Here is a 21,850-nt window from a genome sequence, read left to right on the forward strand (position 1 = left end):
TCCGTGAAAGATTTATTAAAGTTTCTGAAAGCGCAGACTAAAACCGAAGAGTTTGATGCGATCAAAATTGCTCTGGCCTCGCCAGACATGATCCGTTCATGGTCTTTCGGTGAAGTTAAGAAGCCGGAAACCATCAACTACCGTACGTTCAAACCTGAACGTGACGGCCTTTTCTGCGCCCGTATCTTTGGGCCGGTAAAAGACTACGAGTGCCTGTGCGGTAAGTACAAGCGCCTGAAACACCGTGGTGTGATCTGTGAGAAGTGCGGCGTTGAAGTGACCCAGACCAAAGTACGCCGTGAGCGTATGGGCCACATCGAGCTGGCGTCTCCGACTGCTCACATCTGGTTCCTGAAATCTCTGCCGTCCCGTATCGGTTTGCTGCTTGATATGCCGCTGCGTGATATCGAACGCGTACTGTACTTCGAATCTTATGTGGTTATCGAAGGCGGTATGACTAATCTGGAACGTCAACAGATCCTGACTGAAGAGCAGTATCTGGACGCGCTGGAAGAGTTCGGTGACGAATTCGACGCGAAGATGGGTGCGGAAGCAATCCAGGCCCTGCTGAAGAGCATGGATCTGGAGCAAGAGTGTGAAACTCTGCGCGAAGAGCTGAACGAAACCAACTCCGAAACCAAGCGTAAGAAGCTAACCAAGCGTATCAAACTGCTGGAAGCCTTCGTACAGTCTGGCAACAAGCCAGAGTGGATGATCCTGACCGTTCTGCCGGTTCTGCCGCCAGATCTGCGTCCGCTGGTTCCGCTGGATGGTGGTCGTTTCGCAACGTCGGATCTGAACGATCTGTATCGTCGCGTTATCAACCGTAACAACCGTCTGAAGCGTCTGCTGGATCTGGCTGCGCCGGACATCATCGTACGCAACGAAAAACGTATGCTGCAGGAAGCGGTTGACGCCCTGCTGGATAACGGTCGTCGCGGTCGTGCGATCACCGGTTCTAACAAACGTCCTCTGAAATCTTTGGCCGACATGATCAAAGGTAAGCAGGGTCGTTTCCGTCAGAACCTGCTCGGTAAGCGTGTTGACTACTCCGGTCGTTCTGTAATCACCGTAGGTCCATACCTGCGTCTGCATCAGTGCGGCCTGCCGAAGAAAATGGCACTGGAACTGTTCAAACCGTTCATCTACGGCAAGCTGGAACTGCGTGGCCTGGCCACCACCATCAAAGCCGCTAAGAAAATGGTTGAGCGTGAAGAAGCTGTCGTTTGGGATATCCTGGACGAAGTTATCCGCGAACACCCGGTACTGCTGAACCGTGCACCAACACTGCACCGTCTGGGTATCCAGGCATTTGAACCTGTACTGATCGAAGGTAAAGCTATCCAGCTTCACCCGCTGGTTTGTGCGGCATATAACGCCGACTTCGATGGTGACCAGATGGCTGTTCACGTACCGCTGACGCTGGAAGCCCAGCTCGAAGCGCGTGCGCTGATGATGTCTACCAACAACATCCTGTCTCCGGCGAACGGCGAACCTATCATCGTTCCGTCTCAGGACGTTGTATTGGGTCTGTACTACATGACCCGTGACTGTGTTAACGCCAAAGGCGAAGGCATGGTGTTGACTGGCCCGAAAGAAGCTGAGCGTATCTATCGCGCAGGTCTGGCCTCTCTGCATGCGCGCGTTAAAGTGCGTATCACTGAATACGAAAAAGATGAAAACGGCGAATTCGTTGCGCACACCAGTCTGAAAGACACGACCGTTGGTCGCGCCATTCTGTGGATGATCGTACCGAAAGGTCTGCCTTTCTCCATCGTCAACCAGGCGCTGGGCAAGAAAGCTATCTCCAAAATGCTGAACACCTGTTACCGCATTCTGGGCCTGAAGCCGACTGTTATCTTCGCTGACCAGACAATGTACACCGGCTTTGCTTATGCAGCGCGTTCAGGTGCATCTGTTGGTATTGATGACATGGTCATCCCGGAGAAGAAACACGAGATCATCTCTGAAGCGGAAGCTGAAGTTGCTGAGATTCAGGAGCAGTTCCAGTCTGGTCTGGTAACCGCGGGCGAACGCTATAACAAAGTTATCGATATCTGGGCTGCGGCGAACGATCGTGTATCCAAAGCGATGATGGATAACCTGCAAACCGAAACCGTTATTAACCGTGACGGCGTAGAAGAGCAGCAGGTTTCCTTCAACAGCATCTACATGATGGCCGACTCCGGTGCGCGTGGTTCTGCAGCACAGATTCGTCAGCTGGCCGGTATGCGTGGTCTGATGGCGAAGCCAGATGGCTCCATCATCGAAACGCCAATCACCGCGAACTTCCGTGAAGGTCTGAACGTACTCCAGTACTTCATCTCTACTCACGGTGCGCGTAAAGGTCTGGCGGATACCGCACTGAAAACAGCGAACTCCGGTTATCTGACTCGTCGTCTGGTCGACGTTGCGCAGGACCTGGTTGTTACTGAAGACGATTGCGGCACTCTGGAAGGCATCACCATGACCCCGGTTATCGAGGGTGGTGATGTTAAAGAGCCGCTGCGCGATCGCGTTCTGGGTCGTGTGACTGCTGAAGACGTTCTGAAGCCGGGTACGGCGGATATTCTGGTTCCACGCAACACGCTGCTGCACGAACAGTGGTGTGACCTGCTGGAAGAGAACTCCGTTGACTCCGTCAAAGTCCGTTCTGTTGTATCTTGTGACACCGACTTTGGTGTATGTGCGCACTGCTACGGTCGTGACCTGGCGCGTGGCCACATCATCAACAAAGGTGAAGCAATCGGCGTTATCGCGGCACAGTCCATCGGTGAACCGGGTACACAGCTGACGATGCGTACGTTCCACATCGGTGGTGCGGCATCTCGTGCGGCTGCTGAATCCAGCATTCAGGTGAAAAACAAAGGTAGCATCCGTCTGAGCAATGCGAAGTCGGTTGTGAACTCCAGCGGCAAACTGGTTATCACCTCACGTAACACCGAACTGAAACTGATCGACGAATTCGGCCGTACCAAAGAAAGCTATAAAGTGCCTTACGGCTCCGTTATGGCGAAAGGTGATGGCGAACAGGTTGCTGGCGGCGAAACCGTAGCAAACTGGGATCCGCACACCATGCCGGTTATCACCGAAGTGAGTGGTTTTGTCCGCTTCACTGACATGATCGACGGCCAGACCATTACTCGTCAGACCGACGAGCTGACCGGTCTGTCTTCTCTGGTGGTTCTGGATTCTGCAGAGCGTACTGCGGGTGGTAAAGACCTGCGTCCGGCACTGAAAATTGTTGATGCTCAGGGCAACGACGTTCTGATCCCAGGCACCGATATGCCTGCTCAGTACTTCCTGCCGGGTAAAGCGATTGTTCAGCTGGAAGATGGCGTACAGATCAGTTCTGGTGACACCCTGGCGCGTGTTCCGCAGGAATCCGGCGGTACCAAGGATATCACCGGTGGTCTGCCGCGCGTTGCTGACCTGTTCGAAGCACGTCGTCCGAAAGAGCCGGCAATCCTGGCTGAAATCAGCGGCATCATTTCCTTCGGTAAAGAAACCAAAGGTAAACGTCGTCTGGTTATCACCCCGGTAGACGGTAGCGAGCCGTACGAAGAGATGATCCCGAAATGGCGTCAGCTCAACGTGTTTGAAGGTGAACGTGTAGAACGTGGTGACGTGGTTTCCGACGGTCCGGAAGCGCCGCACGACATCCTGCGTCTGCGTGGTGTGCATGCTGTAACTCGTTACATTGTTAACGAAGTTCAGGACGTATACCGTCTGCAGGGTGTTAAGATTAACGATAAACACATCGAAGTTATCGTTCGTCAGATGCTGCGTAAAGCCACCATCGAAAGCGCTGGTAGCTCCGACTTCCTGGAAGGCGAGCAGGTTGAATACTCCCGCGTCAAGATCGCTAACCGCGAGCTGGAAGCGAACGGCAAAGTGGGTGCAACGTTCTCCCGCGATCTGCTGGGTATCACCAAAGCGTCTCTGGCAACCGAGTCCTTCATCTCTGCAGCATCGTTCCAGGAAACCACGCGTGTCCTGACCGAAGCCGCTGTTGCAGGTAAACGTGATGAACTGCGCGGTCTGAAAGAGAACGTAATCGTGGGTCGTCTGATCCCGGCAGGTACCGGTTACGCGTACCACCAGGATCGTATGCGCCGTCGCGCAGCGGGCGAACTGCCAGCTGCACCGCAGGTGACTGCTGAAGATGCGTCTGCCAGCCTGGCAGAACTGCTGAACGCAGGCCTGGGCGGTTCTGACAACGATTAATCGTTGCCGACCATAATAAAAAACCCGCTTCGGCGGGTTTTTTTATGTCCAGGTTTATTTCTGATGACGCTTATCAGGTCTACGAGGCTACGAAGCCATCCGGCAGTGTCATTAATTTACCGGCGGTAACCGCCGATAAAGCTCAATCATATCTCCCGCCAAATCCTGAATCACCATCGCGTTCATCAGGTGATCCTGCGAATGGACGGTGATGAGATTAACCGGTAGCTTGCCGGTTCCTTCGTCAATTCCGATCAGCTGGGTCTGGATTTTATGCGCTTGTTTAACGTACTCGCGTGATTCCGTCATCGCTTGTTCTGCACCGGAGAAATCACCTTTACGCGCCAGTTGCAATGCCGTCAGGGCCTGGCTGCGTGCAGCACCAGCGTTTACCAATAACTCCATGATGATCGTTTCTAACTCTTCCATACCATCACTCCAGTAGTTTCAGCGCCTTGTCCAGTACCGCATCGCCTTTCATCATGCCGTAATCCATCATGTCGATAACGGCGACCTTTTTGCCTAGTGGGTCGGCGATCGCCTGTAGCTTGGCCTGTTCATACTTAACCTGTGGACCGAGCAAAACGATATCCGCTGTAGCGATATTCTCTTCAAACTCGGCCACCGGGACGGCTTTGATAGTGACGTCGACGCCTTTTTTCTGGGCGGCATCTTTCATCCTTTGCACCAGCATGCTGGTGGACATTCCAGCGGCACAGCATAAAACGATGTTTTTCATAAGCAGTCTCGATCAACATGTGTGAGTTGATAATTATCGCGAGCCAGCTATAGCAACAACTGCTTTGCAACGATTGTGTGCAAGGCATCACAAAGAAAGCCGCTTTTTCTGAAACCGGTTACAAAAAGAGGCCAAACCCTGCGATCTGGACCGGGACCAGCGGCTTTTTGACTCGCTTATCACATGCTGGAATATATAATTACTGTCAATAAAGACATGTTATAAAAAACAGTATTGACAGCGCTTTTTAAACCCGTATGTTAATACTTAACAGCGGAGAAATTGTAGTTTGCTGTTAACGTAGTAAGTGTTAGTAGAGCTTGATTGGGGTTTGCGATAAAGGCCACGAAGTATTTTTTGTATGGGATAGTCGATGCTGAAAACGCTATTTTTTCACCTCGACAATGCTTTCAGGCCACGTAGTTGATATATCTAATCGCAAAAAATCAGTAAAACGCGACGATGTAACGCCATGATTTAATAGTAATTGTTCGTGATTTCTGCTTTTTGGTTATCACGAGGGAAATAAGGCAACGCATCAAAGAGTATATGTCGCGAGGGGAAGTGTACTTGTTTAGGTCACCAGCCTTGAGTTCTATTATCAAGCGGGTGGAATGTGTTTAACGGTAAATAGAGGAAAGCTTTAGTTAGTATCAATATCCAATATTATCTGTAGTAAACGTGTACATTTTAAAGTAGTACCATCAGCAGTATTAAATCGTTAAGTTTATTAATGTTAAATTTGAAGTGTGTAGTAACGTAAAGCCCTGACTGCAATAGTCGGGGCTTTTGTTCATTGTAGATCAAGCTGTTATCCATGATGCTTAGCCGCGTTGGTTCAACATTGCATCACTCAGTGGGTATTAAAAAAATTAATGCTTGCTTAATGATTAGAAGTAGGTCTACTATAGCGGCATCGGTTTGGAACACAGACCTTATGCAAGCAGTTTTAGTAAAGCAGTTCTCAGTTCAAGCGTTATCCTCAGATACTCTTCTTCATGAGCCTCCTCCCTAAGTGCCCCATAAGTTAATTTCTGCAAAACAGGCCATCTTCGCTGCATAAGCGGCTCAAAAACATGAAAGGAAGTATCTATGTCTAACAAAATGACTGGTTTAGTAAAATGGTTTAACTCTGATAAAGGCTTCGGCTTTATCACTCCTCAGGACGGTAGCAAGGATGTGTTTGTGCATTTTTCCGCTATCCAGAGTAACGATTTTAAAACGTTAGACGAAGGTCAAAAGGTGGAGTTCTCCGTGGAGAATGGCGCTAAAGGCCCGTCTGCTGTTAACGTTGTCGCGCTGTAAACGCCGATAATTTCACGAAGGCTTACGATAGCGATGAAGGCCAGAGCCCGAGCAGTTAAGCACCAGTGAAGAAAAAACCCGCGAAAGCGGGTTTTTTTGTTTATGCGATCGCTCCTGACTTACGGTACCTGTTAAGCGCGTCCCAGATAGCTGTCCCAGTCTTTCCACACGGGCTGTAATCCCTGCGCCATCAGTGCTTCAGCAACGGCTTCCGGGCGACGATCGTCGTGCGGGGAGAACTGTTCCAGTTCGGGGTGGTTATCGGCATAACCACCGGGCTGGGTTTTTGAGAAGGCGCTGACGTTGTTGATTGCCAACGGGATCACATGGTCACGAAACCATGGCGATTCGCGGGTGGAGAGCGACAGCTCAATTTCTGGTGCGAGTAAACGAAACGCGCAAATGGTCTGGACCAGCTGTCGCTCATCCATGATCGATGCAGGCTCAACGCCTCCGGTGCATGGGCGCAGGCGAGGGAAGGAGATAGAGTAGCGGCTCTGCCAGTAATGCTGCTGCATCCACAGCAGATGTTCAGCTACCATATAGCAGTCAACCCGCCAGCTGTCGGACAAACCAATCAACGCGCCAAGACCGATTTTGTCGATCCCTGCGCGGCCCAGCCGGTCCGGCGTTTCCAGTCGCCAGAAGAAATCCTGCTTTTTCCCCTTCAGATGGTGGCGGGCGTAAATCGCCTCATGATAGCTCTCCTGATACACCATCACGCCATCCAGCCCCAGCGTCTTCAGCTCCGCATATTCAGCCTCTGACAGCGGCTGTACTTCCATCTGTAAAGAAGCAAACTGGCGGCGAATGGCAGGCAAATGGCGACGAAAGTAATCCATCCCCACTTTGGCCTGATGTTCACCGGTGACCAGTAGCAGATGCTCAAAGCCCAGCTCACGGATAGCCGCACACTCACGTTGTATCTCATCTTCGTCCAGCGTTTTGCGTTTGATACGGTTGCTCATCGAAAAACCGCAGTAGGTGCAGTCGTTGGCACAAAGGTTGGAGAGATACAACGGCACGTAAAAGCTCACCGTGTTGCCAAAACGCTGGCGGGTGAGCTTTTGCGCCCGTTGCGCAAGCGGCTCCAGATAATCGGCGGCGGCAGGAGAGAGCAATGCCATCAGATCGTCGCGACTAAGATGCGAAGTCTTGAGAGCGCGCTCCACGTCAGCGGCGGTTTTACCGTTGATGCGCAGGCGGATGTCGTCCCAGTCCAGTTGTCGCCAGCGGTCGCTGAACGTTTTCATGCGAAGGCCTCCAGGAATCCGGTTAACGGGCTGGTGGGATTTGCCTGCGAGCTTTTGCTTCCAGGTACCGCCTGGCGCGCCAAAAGGCCTGCTTCAACTGCCAGACGGAAAGCGGTGGCCATCATCACCGGGCTGTCGGCTACCGCGATTGCCGTGTTGACCAGCACCGCGTCGGCGCCCATTTCCAGCGCCTGCGTGGCGTGGCTGGGTACACCGATGCCTGCATCAACCACCACCGGCACGGTCGCCTGCTGGATAATAATCTCCAGCATCGCTTTGGTTTCCAGCCCCTGGTTAGAGCCGATAGGTGCGCCGAGCGGCATCACCGCCGCGCAGCCCACGTCTTCCAGCCGCTTGCACAGTACCGGGTCCGCACCGCAGTAGGGCAGCACCACAAAGCCCTGTTTCACCAGCGCTTCGGCAGCTTTTAGTGTTTCAATCGGATCCGGCAATAGCCAGCGGGCATCCGGGTGGATTTCTAATTTCAGCCAGTTTGTGCCCAGAGCTTCACGCGCCAGTTGGGCGGCGAAAATCGCCTCTTCAGCGGTTTTCGCTCCGGAGGTGTTAGGCAGCAGCGTCACGCCCGCGTCGATAAGCGGGGCCAGAATGGCATCGTTATGCTGGCGCAAATCCACGCGCTTCATGGCCAGCGTGACCAACTGGCTGCCGGAGGCGCGAATCGCCTCGACCATCAGCTGCGATGAGGCAAATTTTCCGGTACCGGTGAACAGATGTGAATCAAACGTTTTGTCGGCAATACGTAACATATCAACCCCCTGCAATAACCTGAAAAAGCAGGATCTGGTCGCCTTCCTGCACGATTTGCTGCTGCCACTGCTCGCGCGGCAGGATCTGCTGATTGAGCGCCAGCGCCGCGCCCGGTTTAAGCTGATTAAGCTCGGTGAGCAGCCCGCTGACGGTTTGTCCCTCGGCGCACTGCATCGGCTCATCATTGAACTGAATCTGCATGTTGCCCTCCACATACCGGGCAGCCGCTGGCACGTCGTAGTGCGAAGCTGCGCCACTGGCTGGTTTTACCGTCAAACAGGCGTAACTCGCCGCTGGGCGTCGCAATGCCGCTAAGCAGTTTGATGGCTTCCAGCGCCTGCAAGGTGCCCATCACGCCGACAACCGGGCCGACGATACCGGCGGTACGGCAGTTGCGTTCAGGCTCTACATCATCCGGCCACAGGCAGCGGTAACAACCTTGCTCCCACGGTGGCGTGAGCACCATCAACTGGCCGCCGAAACCGACGGCGCTGGCGGTAACCAAAGGTGTATTCAGCGACACGCAGGCGGCGTTAATTTCCTGACGCGTGGCCATGTTGTCGGTACAGTCGAGCACCACGTCGGCACGCGCTACCGCATGCCGGAGCGCATCGCCTTTCAGTCGCTGCTGGAGCGATACCAGTTCGATATCCGGGTTGAGCCGCGTCAGGCGCTGCTGGGCAATCTGCGATTTTGAACGCGCGATATCATCAGTGGTAAACAGGATCTGGCGCTGCAGATTGCTCAAATGAATGTCGTCATCGTCTACCAGCGTCAGTTTGCCGATACCTGCTCCCGCCAGATACAGCGCGGCAGGCGAACCTAACCCGCCTAAACCGATAATCAGCACATGGCTGTCGAGCAGCTTTTGTTGGCCCTCAATCGCGATATCGCCGAGCAGGATCTGCCGGCTGTAGCGCATAAAGTCGCGGTCATTCATCGCCGACTCCCGCTATGTCGAGCAGCTGCGCCGTGGCTGCCTGCCAGTCAGCCGCCTGGGTAATGGCGCTGACCACGGCAATGCTGCCAACACCGGTCGCCAGCACCGATGGTGCACGTTCCAGGCTGATGCCGCCGATGGCGACGGTCGGGTAATCGGCCAGTCGGTTAATATGGCTTGCCAGCTGTGTCAGCCCCTGCGGAGCGGAAGGCATCTGCTTGGTTTGCGTGGGGAAAACATGGCCGAGTGCGATATAAGAAGGCTTAGCCGCCAGCGCGATGTCGATCTCCATATCATCGTGAGTGGAGACACCCAGGCGCAGCCCCGCCGCCTGAATCGCCTTCAGATCGGTGGTTTCAAGGTCTTCCTGGCCCAGATGCACGCCGTAAGCGTTGTGCTTAATCGCCAGCCGCCAGTAGTCGTTGATAAACAGGCGGGCGTCATAGCGACGCCCCAATTCAATGGCGGCCATGACGTCGGCTTCGACCTCTTCATCACGCTTATCTTTAATGCGCAGTTGGATCGTGCGTACGCCCGCCTGCAGCAGGCGTTCAATCCACGCCACGCTGTCCACCACCGGGTAAAGCCCGAGGCGGAACGGCACGGTCGGGAAATCAGGCTGGTACATTATGCCTCCTCTTTTTTGAGGTAGATTTCACCGCCTTTGGCGCGGAAGTTCTCCGACATATCTGCCATTCCCACTTCAATAGTTTGCGCGGCGGCGTAGTCGCGTACTTCCTGGCTGATTTTCATCGAGCAGAACTTCGGCCCGCACATCGAGCAGAAGTGGGCGACCTTGCCGGACTCCTGTGGCAGGGTTTCATCGTGGTAGGCGCGGGCGGTGAACGGGTCGAGTGCGAGGTTAAACTGGTCTTCCCAGCGGAATTCGAAGCGCGCTTTCGACATCGCGTTGTCGCGGATCTGCGCACCCGGGTGCCCCTTCGCCAGGTCGGCGGCGTGAGCGGCAATCTTGTAGGTAATCAGCCCTTGCTTCACGTCTTCTTTGTTCGGCAGGCCGAGGTGCTCTTTCGGCGTGACGTAGCACAGCATCGCGCAGCCAAACCAGCCGATCATCGCCGCGCCAATGCCTGAGGTGAAGTGGTCATAGCCCGGCGCGATATCTGTCGTTAATGGCCCTAAGGTGTAGAACGGCGCTTCGTGGCAGCTCTCCAGCTCTTCGGTCATGTTGCTTTGGATCATATGCATCGGCACATGCCCTGGGCCTTCAATCATCACCTGCACGTCGTATTCCCAGGCGATTTTGGTTAGCTCGCCCAGCGTATGCAGTTCGGAGAACTGCGCTTCGTCGTTGGCATCCTGAATCGAACCCGGGCGCAGGCCGTCACCGAGAGAGAGCGAGACGTCGTAGGCGGCGCAGATTTCGCAAATCTCGCGGAAATGTTCGAACAGGAAGTTCTCTTTGTGATGAGAAAGGCACCATTTCGCCATAATTGAACCGCCGCGCGAGACAATTCCGGTCAGGCGTTTAGCGGTCATCGGCACGTAGCGCAGCAGTACGCCGGCATGGATGGTGAAGTAGTCCACGCCCTGTTCGGCCTGTTCCAGCAACGTATCGCGGAACGCTTCCCAGGTGAGATCTTCGGCGATCCCATTGACCTTCTCCAGCGCCTGGTAGATCGGTACGGTGCCGATCGGCACCGGGCTGTTACGCAGGATCCACTCGCGGGTTTCGTGAATATAGCGACCGGTGGAGAGGTCCATCACCGTATCTGCGCCCCAGCGGGTCGACCACACCAGTTTTTCTACCTCTTCTTCGATAGAGGAAGTGACCGCCGAGTTACCGATGTTGGCATTCACCTTCACCAGGAAGTTGCGGCCGATGATCATCGGCTCGGATTCCGGGTGGTTGATGTTGGCAGGAATAATCGCCCGGCCCGCAGCGACTTCATCACGCACGAATTCCGGGGTGATATTTTCCGGCAGACGAGCGCCAAAGTTCATCCCCGGATGCTGGTGGCGCAGCACTTCACTACGAATACGCTCGCGGCCCATATTTTCACGGATGGCGATAAACTCCATCTCTGGCGTGACGATCCCCTGACGGGCGTAGTGCAACTGGGTCACGCGCTTACCGGCTTTGGCGCGCTTTGGGGTCAGCAGGCCGCTGAAACGCAGCTCGTCCAGGCCATCGTCGGCCAGGCGCTCTTTGGTGTAAGCGGAGCTGCGGTCGTCTAATTCTTCGCTGTCGTTACGCGCCGCAATCCACGGCTGGCGCAGTTTTGCCAGGCCCTGCTGGACGTTAATCTCCACGTCAGGATCGCCATACGGCCCGGATGTGTCGTACACCGGCACGGCTTCGTTGTCTTCAAATTGCGGGTTGTCTTTGCTGCCGCCAATCAGCGTCGGGCTAAGCTGGATTTCGCGCATCGGAATGCGGATATCCGGCTGCGAACCGGTAATATAAATGCGTTTTGAGTTAGGGAAGGCGGTCCCTTCCAGGGTATCGATAAAGTGTTGGGCTTGCGCGCGCTGTTCGCGGCGTGATGGTTTAGTAGTGGCAGACATAGCTCATTCCAAAAAAGTAAGGACGTGGCTTGTCAGACGACGGATGAAGCAAGAGAGGCGATCGCCCAGGGGCGATACGGTTGTAGATTGACTCTTGTTCCCTTCGCAGGTCTTAACCTGATCAGGTTCCGCGGATCCCGAATTAACGGTCTCAGCCTTTTCCACGTCATCCTTCGCGCTGCCTCTTTGTTGGCTTCGTCCGCTCACTCCAGTCACTTACTTAGGTAATCTCCTGGAGATTCACTGACTTGCCGCCTTGACGCATCACGAATGCTGTTGTGGAAAATAAGCACTCCGACAAGAAGTAACCTCTATCTTAGAGGTAATGAATGTAAACTACGCGTTAATGCGACAAATCTCAAGCAGGACGTTTGAGAGTGCCACTCTCGTGCATCGCATCAAATACCAGCATGATCAGCTTATCTTCGAGCACGAACCGGGCTTCCAGCGCCTCGCCGAGATCCGATAAAACCTTTTGAAACTCAAGGAAGTTATCATGATCAATCGCAGTTTCCAGGCTGGAGTCATAGTAGTCCATGATCAACTGCGTATTGGCTTCCAGCAGCGGCCAAATTTTTGTGGCTTTTAAAAGCTGCCCGTTCCCTTCCAATTTATGGAGAATACGTTCATAAATACTGAAGTGTCCGGTGGAGAGGTAATCGACCAGGCTCTGACAAAAATCATCCAGCGCCTTTTCATTGAGTCGCATGTACGATTCTTTGCCAGGCTTAATGCCAACCAGATTGTAGTAAGCCACGAGCAGGTGCTTACGTACATGTAGCCAGCGATCAACCAGTTTATTACTTCCTCCGACGTGCTCCGTCAGGCTTTCCAGCTGGTTTAGCATGATTGACTCCGCAAGATGGTGTTTAGGAACTGCTCACCCGTAAATGTAAAAATAATGTAAACAACATGCCTGTGAAGCAAAGGTTGCGCAAGAGATATGGATCGTATAATTGAAAAATTAGATAGCGGCTGGTGGATTGTCAGTCATGAGCAAAAGTTATGGTTACCTCATGGCGAGCTACCTTATGGCGACGCAGCCCGTTTTGATCTGATTGGTCAGCGCGCGCTGCCAATAGGCGAGTGGGAAGGGGAAACTGTCTGGCTGGTTCAGCAGCAGCGTCGACACGATATGGGGTCGGTGCGCCAGGTCATTGACCAGGACGTTGGCCTGTTTCAACTGGCCGGACGAGGCGTACAGCTGGCGGAGTTTTACCGCTCGCATAAATTCTGCGGTTACTGCGGCCATCCCATGCACCCGAGTAAAACGGAGTGGGCGATGCTCTGTAGTCACTGCCGCGAACGTTATTACCCGCAAATTGCTCCCTGCATAATCGTCGCTATTCGCCGAGATGATTCCATCCTGCTCGCCCAACATGTTCGCCATCGCAACGGCGTGCATACCGTGCTGGCAGGTTTTGTCGAAGTGGGCGAAACCCTCGAGCAGGCGGTGGCGCGTGAAGTCATGGAAGAGAGCGGCATTAAGGTGAAAAACCTGCGCTATGTCACTTCTCAGCCGTGGCCGTTCCCACAGTCTTTGATGACCGCATTTATGGCGGAGTATGATAGCGGCGAAATCGTCATCGACCCGAAAGAGCTGCTGGAAGCGAACTGGTATCGCTATGACGATTTACCGCTCTTGCCCCCGCCGGGTACTGTCGCGCGTCGATTGATTGAAGATACTGTGGCAATGTGTCGGGCTGAGTACGAGTAAAGAGCGAGTGGTGATACACTGATGGACTGACGCAATAAGGAACTGCAAAAATGACCGAACTGAAGAACGATCGTTATCTGCGTGCGCTGCTGCGCCAGCCCGTTGATGTCACTCCGGTATGGATGATGCGCCAGGCAGGCCGTTATCTACCGGAATACAAAGCTACCCGTGCCGAAGCGGGCGATTTTATGGCGCTGTGCAAAAATGCCGAGCTGGCCTGCGAAGTTACGCTGCAGCCGCTGCGTCGCTATAAACTTGATGCCGCGATCCTCTTCTCCGATATCCTGACGATCCCGGATGCGATGGGACTCGGGCTGTATTTTGAAGCAGGAGAAGGTCCACGCTTCACCTCTCCGATTACCAGCAAGGCTGACGTCGACAAACTGCCGATCCCGGACCCGGAAGATGGGCTGGGATACGTGATGAACGCGGTGCGCACTATCCGCCGTGAACTGAAAGGCGAAGTGCCGCTGATCGGCTTCTCCGGTAGCCCGTGGACGCTGGCGACCTACATGGTTGAAGGCGGTAGCAGCAAAGCCTTCACCGTGATTAAAAAGATGATGTATGCCGACCCTAAAGCGCTGCATCTGCTGCTTGATAAGCTGGCGAAGAGCGTCACGCTGTACCTGAACGCGCAGATCAAAGCGGGCGCGCAGTCGGTGATGATTTTCGATACCTGGGGCGGTGTGCTGACCGGTCGCGATTATCAGCAGTTCTCCCTGTACTACATGCACAAAATCGTCGATGGCCTGCTACGCGAGAACGAAGGTCGTCGCGTACCTGTGACCCTGTTTACCAAAGGCGGTGGTCAGTGGCTGGAAGCGATGGCGGAAACCGGCTGTGATGCGTTAGGTCTCGACTGGACCACTGACATTGCCGATGCGCGTCGTCGTGTAGGTCATAAAGTGGCGCTACAGGGCAATATGGATCCGTCCATGCTGTATGCACCGCCAGCCCGCATCGAAGAAGAGGTGGCGACAATTCTGGCCGGATTCGGTCAGGGCGAAGGGCATGTCTTTAACCTGGGCCACGGCATTCATCAGGACGTCCCGCCAGAACATGCGGGTGTCTTTGTGGAGGCGGTACATCGGTTGTCCGAACAGTACCACCGCTAAGGAGTCATTATGGATCTCGCGTCATTACGCGCGCAGCAGCTTGAACTGGCCTCTTCATTGATCCGCGAGGATCGTCTGAAGAACGATCCGCCGGATCTGATCGGCGGGGCGGACGTTGGGTTTGAGCAGGGTGGCGAAGTGACGCGAGCCGCGATGGTCTTACTGAAGTATCCCACGCTTGAACTGGTTGAATACAAGGTGGCGCGCATCGCCACTACCATGCCCTACATTCCCGGTTTTCTCTCCTTTCGTGAAACCCCCGCGCTGATGGCCGCCTGGCAACTGCTCTCGCACAAGCCAGATCTGCTGTTCGTTGACGGGCACGGCATTTCGCACCCGCGCCGTCTGGGCGTGGCCAGCCATTTTGGCCTGCTGGTGGACGTCCCAACGATTGGTGTGGCGAAAAAACGGCTGTGTGGCAAGTTTGAACCGCTCGCTGCTGAACCCGGTGCGCTAGTGCCATTGCTGGATAAAGGCGAACAGCTGGCATGGGTCTGGCGCAGCAAAGCGCGCTGTAACCCGTTGTTTATCTCTACGGGCCACCGCGTGAGTATGGACAGCGCACTGGCGTGGGTACAACGCTGTATGAACGGCTATCGTCTGCCGGAACCAACGCGCTGGGCAGATGCGGTGGCATCCGAACGCCCGGCTTTTACGCGGCTTGCAGCAAAAGCGCCCCATATCGGGTAAACTGCGGCTAATTTCCGTATTTGAGAACTCATCATGTTACAAAATCCGATTCACCTGCGTCTGGAGAAGCTGGAAAGCTGGCAGCACGTCACATTTATGGCCTGTCTGTGCGAACGCATGTACCCGAATTACGCCATGTTCTGCAAGCAAACTGAATTTGGCGATGGACAGATTTACCGCCGAATTCTGGATCTGATTTGGGAAGCGCTGACGGTTAAAGACGCGAAAATCAATTTCGACAGCCAGCTGGAAAAGTTTGAAGAGGCCATTCCTTCTGCAGACGATTACGATCTGTACGGCGTTTATCCGGCGATTGATGCCTGTGTGGCATTAAGCGAACTGATGCATTCACGTCTTAGCGGTGAAACGCTGGAGCATGCAATTGAAGTTAGTAAAGCTTCGATTACGACGGTAGCGATGCTGGAAATGACCCAGGCTGGTCGCGAAATGACCGATGAGGAGCTCAAAGAGAACCCTGCCGTTGAGCAAGAATGGGATATTCAGTGGGAAATTTTCCGACTTTTAGCCGACTGTGAAGAACGCGATATTGAGCTGATAAAAGGGCTGCGTGCAGACCTGCGCGAGGCTGGCGAGAGCAATATTGGTATAAATTTTCAGCAATGACACCACAAAACGTGATTTAACGCCTGATTTGTCGTGCCTGAAGGCTTCCCATCCGCCCCCGGTCTGGTCTACATTTGGGGGGCGAAAAAAAGTGGCTATCGGTGCGTGTATGCAGGAGAGTGCTTTTCTGGCATTTCCGTCGCACTCGATGCTTAGCAAGCGATAAACACATTGTAAGGATAACTTATGAACAAGACTCAACTGATTGATGTAATTGCAGACAAAGCAGAACTGTCTAAAACACAGGCTAAAGCTGCTCTGGAATCCACTCTGGCTGCTATTACTGAGTCTCTGAAAGAAGGCGATGCTGTACAACTGGTTGGTTTCGGTACCTTCAAAGTGAACCACCGTGCTGAGCGCACTGGCCGCAACCCGCAGACCGGTAAAGAAATCAAAATTGCCGCAGCTAACGTACCGGCATTTGTTTCTGGTAAAGCACTGAAAGACGCGGTTAAGTAATTCGCGTGGCAGTGAACAGTTTTAACGAAGGGGCGGTTTCGCCCCTTTTGTCCATCTGGCGTCATACGCTTTGGCTTTCAGGTGTTCTGTTACTGTCTGCCTGCGGTAGCCATTCTGAGCTTCCTCCGTTCACGGCCAGCGGCTATGTTGGCGATCAGGGGGCGGTACGCATTTGGCGTAAAGACTCCGGTGACGATGTTCACTTGCTCTCGGTATTTAGTCCGTGGCGAAAAGGCGAAACCACTACCAGTGAATACCGCTGGCAGGGTGATTCGCTCTCTCTCATAGAACTCAACGTTTACAGTAAACCGGCTGAACATGTCCGTATACGCTTCGATGACCGGGGCGAACTGAGCTTCATGCAGCGTGAAGTCGACGGGCAAAAGCAGCAGCTTTCCAGCGATCAAATCGCGCTTTACCGCTATCGCGCCGATCAAATTCGCCAGACCAGCGATGCGCTGCGTCAGGGACGGGTGATATTGCGTCAGGGACGTTGGCATGCGGATAACACGGTCACAACCTGTGAAGGTGAAACGCTGAAGCCAGACCTGGAGTCGTGGGCGATAAACCATATCGAGCGCCGCCAGAAACATTCATCCGTAGAGGTGAGTGTGGCATGGCTGGAAGCGCCCGAAGGGTCGCAGCTACTGCTAGTCGCCAATGAAGATTTTTGTCACTGGCAGCCTACAGCCAAAACTTTCTGAAAACCTGAAGACAGGTAGTCAGCAGGCCTGATCCGTATGGCGTCATCAGGCATTAAGTCTTTTACCAGTGACCCATTCCCATATGGCCGCCGCCGCGATGGTTACCGCCACCGCCGCATCCGCCGTAGCCCATTCCCGCGCCACGTGGCACGCCAGCCTGCGCCATTGCGACATCGCGTTTAACACGCTGCTCGTCCAGAGACTGGTTCAACGCTTCCATCTCTTTTGCAACGGCATTAATTTTTGCCGTGTCCGGCGAGCTGGCCGTTAATAGTGCATTGTACTCATAACGTTTGGATGTCAGCTGTTGGCGCAACGCGCTGGTCTGGGAGTAGTAATCATCATAGATTTTCTGTGCGGCAGCCTGCTGCTCAGCGGTCATTGGGGTACCGCCCCGTTGCTGCATTCCATCACCATATCCCCAGTGATTCTGCGCCAGTACCGGGGTGGAGCCCAGTGCGATCAGAGAAAGTGCAATCAGTGCCAGTTTGTTGTTCCGTTTCATCGTTCGTTCTCCTGTTGGTTAGCTTACATTCCCTTTTGCATCTTCCGTGCCAAAGCGGCAATCCCAGTCCTGCGGGCGTTGTACCCGCCGTCTTTGCAGGGAAACGAGTAAAAATGACTCGCCAGAACGCGCCAGCGAGTCATTTTTACTCGGTACTTTCAGCTGTTTGTGTCTGAGGGCAGGGTTATCAGGGGGAAAAAATGGCATGATTTCTGCTGTATACCTGCAACGATGAAAGGAACAAGTGGGGTAAAGGGAGAGCGTATGCATCTTTATAAGGATACGGTGGCAAAGTGGTTGAGCCGACTCTTGCTGGCGGCAATCCTGATTTTGGTCGGCTGGTTTTCGATTATGACTATTCGGGACTATGGGCGGGAAAGTGGTGCCGCGCGGCAAACGCTACTGGAAAAAGGCAGCGTGCTCATTCGCGCTCTGGAGTCTGGTACGCGTGTAGGCATGGGGATGCGCATGCATCATGCCCAGCAGCAGACGCTACTGGAGGAAATGGCCGTACAACCAGGCGTGCTATGGTTTGCCGTCGTCGATGAGCATGGTGTCATTATTACTCACAGCAATGCCGCGATGGTCGGAAAAACGCTCTATTCACCGGATGTCCTGCGACAGCTTAGTCCTGGGGAGCAAGAAAGCTGGCGGAATATTGAAATTCCAGCGAGGGATGGTGAAAAAACGCCGGCCCTGGAAATTTATCGCCAGTTTCAGCCGATGTATGGTCCAGGACGCCACGGCATGGCGCGCTGTGCCAGCAATGACGGGCAGCTTATCACCCCAGCGCAAACCATATTTATCGCCTTTGATGCCAGCGATCTGACAGCGACTCAGGCAAGAGAGTGGCGTAACACACTGATAGTCCTCTGTGCGCTGGCGGCTGTGTTGCTGGCCACCGTACTGACGTTCTTCTGGTATCAGCGCTATCAGCGCTCGTACAAAGAACTTCAGGATGCGATGAAGCGTAAAGAAAAACTGTTAGCGCTCGGGCATCTTGCGGCTGGAGTGGCGCATGAAATTCGTAATCCGCTTTCATCGATCAAAGGGTTAGCGAAGTATTTTGCCGAGCGAACCCCGGCAGGAGGCGAGTCGCATGAGCTGGCACAGGTGATGGCGAAAGAGGCGGATCGTTTAAATCGGGTGGTGAGCGAGCTGCTGGAGCTGGTGAAGCCTGCACATCTGACGCTGCAACAGGTGGATCTCAATGAGGTTATCACCCACTCATTACACCTGGTGAGTCAGGATGCGGTAAGCAGGGAAATCCAGCTCCGCTTTTCGGCCAATTCTACGCTGCCCGCTATCCAGGCCGATCCTGACCGACTGACTCAGGTTTTGTTGAATCTGTATCTGAACGCCATTCATGCGATTGGTCGTCAGGGCACGATCACGGTTGAAGCGAATGAAAGCAGCGGCGATCGCGTTAAAATTGTGGTTACCGATAGCGGGAAGGGAATTGCAGCGGAACAGCTGGAGGCCATTTTTACGCCTTACTTTACAACCAAAGCTGACGGAACCGGCCTCGGACTGGCGGTAGTGCAGAACATTATCGAACAGCATGGTGGCACCATTCAGGTGGCAAGCGTTGAGGGCAAAGGTGCGACCTTTACTCTTTGGCTGCCGACCAAAGCGAAACAACAGGATTAACAAGGATGACGCGCGGAAAAATCAATATTCTGGTAGTAGATGACGATATCAGCCACTGCACCATTTTACAGGCGCTGCTGCGCGGCTGGGGTTATGAGGTCGCGCTGGCCTATAGCGGGCGAGCGGCGTTGGAACAGGTGCGCGAACGCGTATTTGATTTAGTGCTGTGTGATGTACGCATGGCGGAGATGGACGGCATCGCAACGCTGAAAGAGATTAAAGCGCTGAATCCGGCGATTCCGGTCTTGATCATGACGGCGTTCTCCAGCGTAGAGACCGCCGTTGAGGCGCTTAAAACCGGGGCGCTGGACTACTTAATCAAGCCGCTGGATTTTGACCGTCTGCAGGAGACGCTGGAAAAGGCGCTGGCGCATACGCGGGAAATGGGCGCTGAACTGCCATCGGCGTCGGCTGCGCAGTTTGGCATGATTGGCAGCAGTCCGGCGATGCAGAAGTTGCTCAATGAAATCGCGATGGTTGCGCCCTCAGATGCGACAGTGCTCATTCACGGAGACTCCGGCACGGGGAAAGAGTTGGTGGCCCGGGCGCTGCATGCCAGCAGCGCCCGTCGCGATAAGCCGCTGGTGACGCTCAACTGCGCGGCGCTTAATGAATCGCTGCTGGAGTCCGAGCTGTTTGGTCACGAGAAAGGGGCGTTTACCGGGGCGGATAAACGCCGGGAAGGGCGCTTTGTGGAAGCCGATGGTGGCACGTTATTTCTTGATGAAATTGGCGATATCTCACCGCTGATGCAGGTGCGTTTGCTGCGGGCTATCCAGGAGCGAGAAGTGCAGCGAGTTGGTAGCAATCAGACCATTGCGGTTGATGTCCGGCTGATAGCCGCTACGCATCGCGATCTAGCAGAGGAAGTCAGCGCCGGGCGCTTTCGTCAGGATCTCTACTATCGTCTGAACGTCGTCACCATTGAAATGCCAGCGCTGTGCCAGCGCCGGGAAGATATTCCGCTGTTAGCCGAACATTTTCTCCAGCGTTTTGCCGCGCGTAACCGTAAAGCGGTGAAAGGCTTTACTCCGCAGGCGATGGATCTGCTGATCCACTACGACTGGCCGGGCAATATTCGTGAGCTGGAAAATGCGATTGAGCGCTCGGTGGTGCTGCTGACAGGGGAATATATTTCCGAACGTGAACTGCCGATGGCGATTGCCGCGACGCCGATAAAAACGGAATTCAGTGGCGAGATCCAACCGCTGGTGGATGTCGAAAAGGAGGTGATTCTGGCGGCGCTTGAAAAAACGGGCGGCAATAAAACGGAAGCCGCCCGTCAGTTAGGCATTACGCGTAAAACGCTGCTGGCGAAAATTTCGCGTTAGCGTTGCTCACGTTCGATGGCGCGCCAGCCGATGTCGTTACGGCTGAAGCTGCCGTCCCAGCGGATGTCGGTCATCAGGGCGTAGGCGCGTTTCTGCGCTTCCGCCACGGTGTTGCCCAGCGCGGTGGCGCACAGCACGCGACCGCCGTTGGTCAGCACGCGATCGTCAGCAGACAGTTTGGTACCCGCGTGGAACACTTTACCGTCAGCGACGTCTTCCAGCGGCAGACCGTGGATCTCATCGCCGGTATTGTAATTACCCGGATAACCGCCTGCGGCAATGACCACGCCCAGCGAGGCGCGTTCGTCCCACTCGGAGGTTTTCTCATCCAGCTTGCCGTCACAGGCGGCGAGGCACAGCTCCACCAGATCGGACTTCATGCGCAGCATGATCGGCTGGGTTTCCGGATCGCCGAAGCGGCAGTTGAACTCGATAACCTTCGGGTTGCCCTGCTTGTCGATCATCAGGCCCGCGTACAGGAAGCCGGTGTAGGTGTTACCTTCCGCCGCCATGCCTTTTACGGTTGGCCATATGATACGTTCCATGGTGCGCTGATGCACTTCATCAGTTACCACCGGCGCTGGTGAGTAAGCACCCATCCCGCCGGTGTTCGGGCCGGTGTCGCCATTGCCCACGCGCTTGTGGTCCTGGCTGGTGGCCATCGGCAGCACGTGCTCACCGTCGACCATGACAATAAAGCTCGCTTCTTCACCGTCGAGGAACTCTTCGATAACGATGCGGTGGCCCGCGTCGCCAAACGCGTTACCGGCCAGCATGTCATGCACCGCGGCTTCGGCTTCCTCCAGCGTCATCGCCACGATAACGCCTTTCCCGGCGGCCAGGCCGTCGGCTTTGATAACGATCGGCGCGCCTTTCTCGCGCAGGTAAGCCAGCGCAGGTTCGACTTCGGTGAAGTTCTGGTACTCCGCCGTCGGGATCTGATGGCGCGCAAGAAAATCTTTGGTGAAGGCTTTAGAGCCTTCCAGCTGCGCGGCGCCTTCGGTTGGGCCGAAGATTTTCAGACCGGCGGCGCGGAAAGCGTCAACCACACCAATCACCAGCGGCGCTTCCGGACCAACGATGGTCAGATCAATCTTCTCGTTCTGGGCAAAGCTCAGCAGCGCCGGAATATCCGTTACGCCGATGGCCACGTTTTGCAGCGTGGGTTCCAGCGCGGTGCCCGCGTTGCCCGGGGCGACAAATACCGTTTCGACTTTAGGCGACTGTGCCGCTTTCCACGCCAGGGCGTGCTCGCGCCCGCCGTTGCCAATCACTAATACTTTCATCGTCTGCTCCG

22 protein-coding genes and 1 riboswitch are annotated in these 21,850 nt (G+C 54.6%); of the genes, 10 read left to right on the forward strand and 12 right to left on the reverse strand.

The window, feature by feature from the left end; all coding sequences use genetic code 11:
- Window positions 1-3 precede the first annotated feature (3 nt).
- Window positions 4-4,227 carry a DNA-directed RNA polymerase subunit beta' gene (gene rpoC, locus WN16_RS04785; protein WP_003033107.1) on the forward strand — a complete coding sequence of 1,408 codons (4,224 nt, stop codon included), beginning with the start codon at window positions 4-6 and terminating at the stop codon, window positions 4,225-4,227.
- A 111-nt stretch (window positions 4,228-4,338) separates the two neighbouring features.
- On the opposite strand, the gene WN16_RS04790 is transcribed toward rpoC, so the two are convergent.
- The gene (locus WN16_RS04790) at window positions 4,339-4,656 is read right to left on the reverse strand and encodes a PTS lactose/cellobiose transporter subunit IIA (protein ID WP_003033104.1); all 318 of its coding nucleotides are present in this window, start codon (window positions 4,654-4,656) and stop codon (window positions 4,339-4,341) included.
- Window positions 4,657-4,660: 4 nt separating this feature from the next.
- The gene (locus WN16_RS04795; RefSeq protein WP_003033102.1) at window positions 4,661-4,966 is read right to left on the reverse strand and encodes a PTS sugar transporter subunit IIB; all 306 of its coding nucleotides are present in this window, start codon (window positions 4,964-4,966) and stop codon (window positions 4,661-4,663) included.
- Between the two features lie 1,092 nt (window positions 4,967-6,058).
- Between WN16_RS04795 and cspG the strand changes: the two genes are divergently transcribed.
- Window positions 6,059-6,271 (forward strand): cold shock protein CspG, encoded by a 213-nt coding sequence (gene cspG / locus WN16_RS04800; protein ID WP_003033098.1) that lies wholly within the window; start codon window positions 6,059-6,061, stop codon window positions 6,269-6,271.
- A 131-nt stretch (window positions 6,272-6,402) separates the two neighbouring features.
- Here cspG and thiH read toward each other — a convergent pair whose 3' ends face one another.
- The 7 genes from thiH to WN16_RS04835 form a co-directional block, all read right to left on the reverse strand.
- Window positions 6,403-7,524: a 2-iminoacetate synthase ThiH gene (thiH, locus tag WN16_RS04805; protein WP_003845330.1), complete on the reverse strand. Its 1,122-nt coding sequence runs from the start codon at window positions 7,522-7,524 to the stop codon at window positions 6,403-6,405.
- Window positions 7,521-8,291 carry a thiazole synthase gene (gene thiG / locus WN16_RS04810; RefSeq protein WP_003842025.1) on the reverse strand — a complete coding sequence of 257 codons (771 nt, stop codon included), beginning with the start codon at window positions 8,289-8,291 and terminating at the stop codon, window positions 7,521-7,523. The genes thiH and thiG overlap by 4 nt, the downstream gene beginning before the upstream one ends.
- Window position 8,292: 1 nt before the next feature.
- Window positions 8,293-8,493 carry a sulfur carrier protein ThiS gene (gene thiS / locus WN16_RS04815; protein ID WP_003033088.1) on the reverse strand — a complete coding sequence of 67 codons (201 nt, stop codon included), beginning with the start codon at window positions 8,491-8,493 and terminating at the stop codon, window positions 8,293-8,295.
- Window positions 8,474-9,232 carry a HesA/MoeB/ThiF family protein gene (locus WN16_RS04820; RefSeq protein ID WP_003033085.1) on the reverse strand — a complete coding sequence of 253 codons (759 nt, stop codon included), beginning with the start codon at window positions 9,230-9,232 and terminating at the stop codon, window positions 8,474-8,476. The genes thiS and WN16_RS04820 overlap by 20 nt, the downstream gene beginning before the upstream one ends.
- On the reverse strand, window positions 9,225-9,860 hold the full coding sequence (gene thiE / locus WN16_RS04825) for a thiamine phosphate synthase (RefSeq protein WP_044702699.1): 636 nt from the start codon (window positions 9,858-9,860) through the stop codon (window positions 9,225-9,227). Before thiE ends, WN16_RS04820 begins: the two co-directional genes overlap by 8 nt.
- Complete coding sequence (gene thiC, locus WN16_RS04830) at window positions 9,860-11,758, reverse strand: phosphomethylpyrimidine synthase ThiC (RefSeq protein WP_044702698.1); 1,899 nt, start codon at window positions 11,756-11,758, stop codon at window positions 9,860-9,862. The genes thiE and thiC overlap by 1 nt, the downstream gene beginning before the upstream one ends.
- An 81-nt stretch (window positions 11,759-11,839) precedes the next feature.
- Window positions 11,840-12,065: riboswitch (TPP riboswitch) on the reverse strand.
- A 51-nt stretch (window positions 12,066-12,116) separates the two neighbouring features.
- On the reverse strand, window positions 12,117-12,605 hold the full coding sequence (locus WN16_RS04835) for an Rsd/AlgQ family anti-sigma factor (protein WP_003033077.1): 489 nt from the start codon (window positions 12,603-12,605) through the stop codon (window positions 12,117-12,119).
- 96 nt (window positions 12,606-12,701) lie between these two features.
- Between WN16_RS04835 and nudC the strand changes: the two genes are divergently transcribed.
- The 6 genes from nudC to WN16_RS04865 all read left to right on the forward strand — a co-directional run bounded on the left by nudC (window position 12,702) and on the right by WN16_RS04865 (window position 17,067).
- A complete protein-coding gene (gene nudC, locus WN16_RS04840) occupies window positions 12,702-13,475 on the forward strand; it encodes an NAD(+) diphosphatase (protein WP_003033074.1) in 774 nt (257 codons plus the stop codon).
- A gap of 50 nt (window positions 13,476-13,525) precedes the next feature.
- Window positions 13,526-14,590, forward strand: coding sequence for a uroporphyrinogen decarboxylase (gene hemE / locus WN16_RS04845; RefSeq protein ID WP_003826889.1), 1,065 nt, complete (start codon window positions 13,526-13,528; stop codon window positions 14,588-14,590).
- A gap of 9 nt (window positions 14,591-14,599) precedes the next feature.
- The gene (gene nfi, locus WN16_RS04850; RefSeq protein WP_003033072.1) at window positions 14,600-15,280 is read left to right on the forward strand and encodes a deoxyribonuclease V; all 681 of its coding nucleotides are present in this window, start codon (window positions 14,600-14,602) and stop codon (window positions 15,278-15,280) included.
- Window positions 15,281-15,313: 33 nt separating this feature from the next.
- Window positions 15,314-15,904 (forward strand): YjaG family protein, encoded by a 591-nt coding sequence (locus WN16_RS04855; protein WP_003842015.1) that lies wholly within the window; start codon window positions 15,314-15,316, stop codon window positions 15,902-15,904.
- 186 nt (window positions 15,905-16,090) lie between these two features.
- Window positions 16,091-16,363, forward strand: a complete 273-nt coding sequence (gene hupA / locus WN16_RS04860) for a nucleoid-associated protein HU-alpha (RefSeq protein ID WP_001044509.1) — start codon at window positions 16,091-16,093, stop codon at window positions 16,361-16,363.
- A gap of 11 nt (window positions 16,364-16,374) precedes the next feature.
- The gene (locus WN16_RS04865; RefSeq protein ID WP_003842011.1) at window positions 16,375-17,067 is read left to right on the forward strand and encodes a DUF1481 domain-containing protein; all 693 of its coding nucleotides are present in this window, start codon (window positions 16,375-16,377) and stop codon (window positions 17,065-17,067) included.
- A gap of 61 nt (window positions 17,068-17,128) precedes the next feature.
- Here the strand turns inward: WN16_RS04865 and zraP are convergent, their stop codons facing one another.
- A complete protein-coding gene (zraP, locus tag WN16_RS04870; RefSeq protein ID WP_032945657.1) occupies window positions 17,129-17,572 on the reverse strand; it encodes a zinc resistance sensor/chaperone ZraP in 444 nt (147 codons plus the stop codon).
- An 18-nt stretch (window positions 17,573-17,590) separates the two neighbouring features.
- Window positions 17,591-17,779 carry a hypothetical protein gene (locus WN16_RS04875; protein WP_044702695.1) on the reverse strand — a complete coding sequence of 63 codons (189 nt, stop codon included), beginning with the start codon at window positions 17,777-17,779 and terminating at the stop codon, window positions 17,591-17,593.
- Between the two features lie 57 nt (window positions 17,780-17,836).
- Between WN16_RS04875 and zraS the strand changes: the two genes are divergently transcribed.
- The gene (zraS, locus tag WN16_RS04880; RefSeq protein WP_044702693.1) at window positions 17,837-19,222 is read left to right on the forward strand and encodes a two-component system sensor histidine kinase ZraS; all 1,386 of its coding nucleotides are present in this window, start codon (window positions 17,837-17,839) and stop codon (window positions 19,220-19,222) included.
- A gap of 5 nt (window positions 19,223-19,227) precedes the next feature.
- Window positions 19,228-20,553, forward strand: coding sequence for a sigma-54-dependent response regulator transcription factor ZraR (zraR, locus tag WN16_RS04885; protein WP_032937287.1), 1,326 nt, complete (start codon window positions 19,228-19,230; stop codon window positions 20,551-20,553).
- Here zraR and purD read toward each other — a convergent pair.
- The gene (purD, locus tag WN16_RS04890; RefSeq protein ID WP_044702691.1) at window positions 20,550-21,839 is read right to left on the reverse strand and encodes a phosphoribosylamine--glycine ligase; all 1,290 of its coding nucleotides are present in this window, start codon (window positions 21,837-21,839) and stop codon (window positions 20,550-20,552) included. The two genes, zraR and purD, sit on opposite strands and share 4 nt — an antisense overlap.
- Between the last annotated feature and the right edge of the window lie 11 nt (window positions 21,840-21,850).

Origin of the sequence: Citrobacter sp. ABFQG (assembly GCF_004322975.1) — a bacterium.
Lineage (GTDB): Bacteria > Pseudomonadota > Gammaproteobacteria > Enterobacterales > Enterobacteriaceae > Citrobacter > Citrobacter freundii.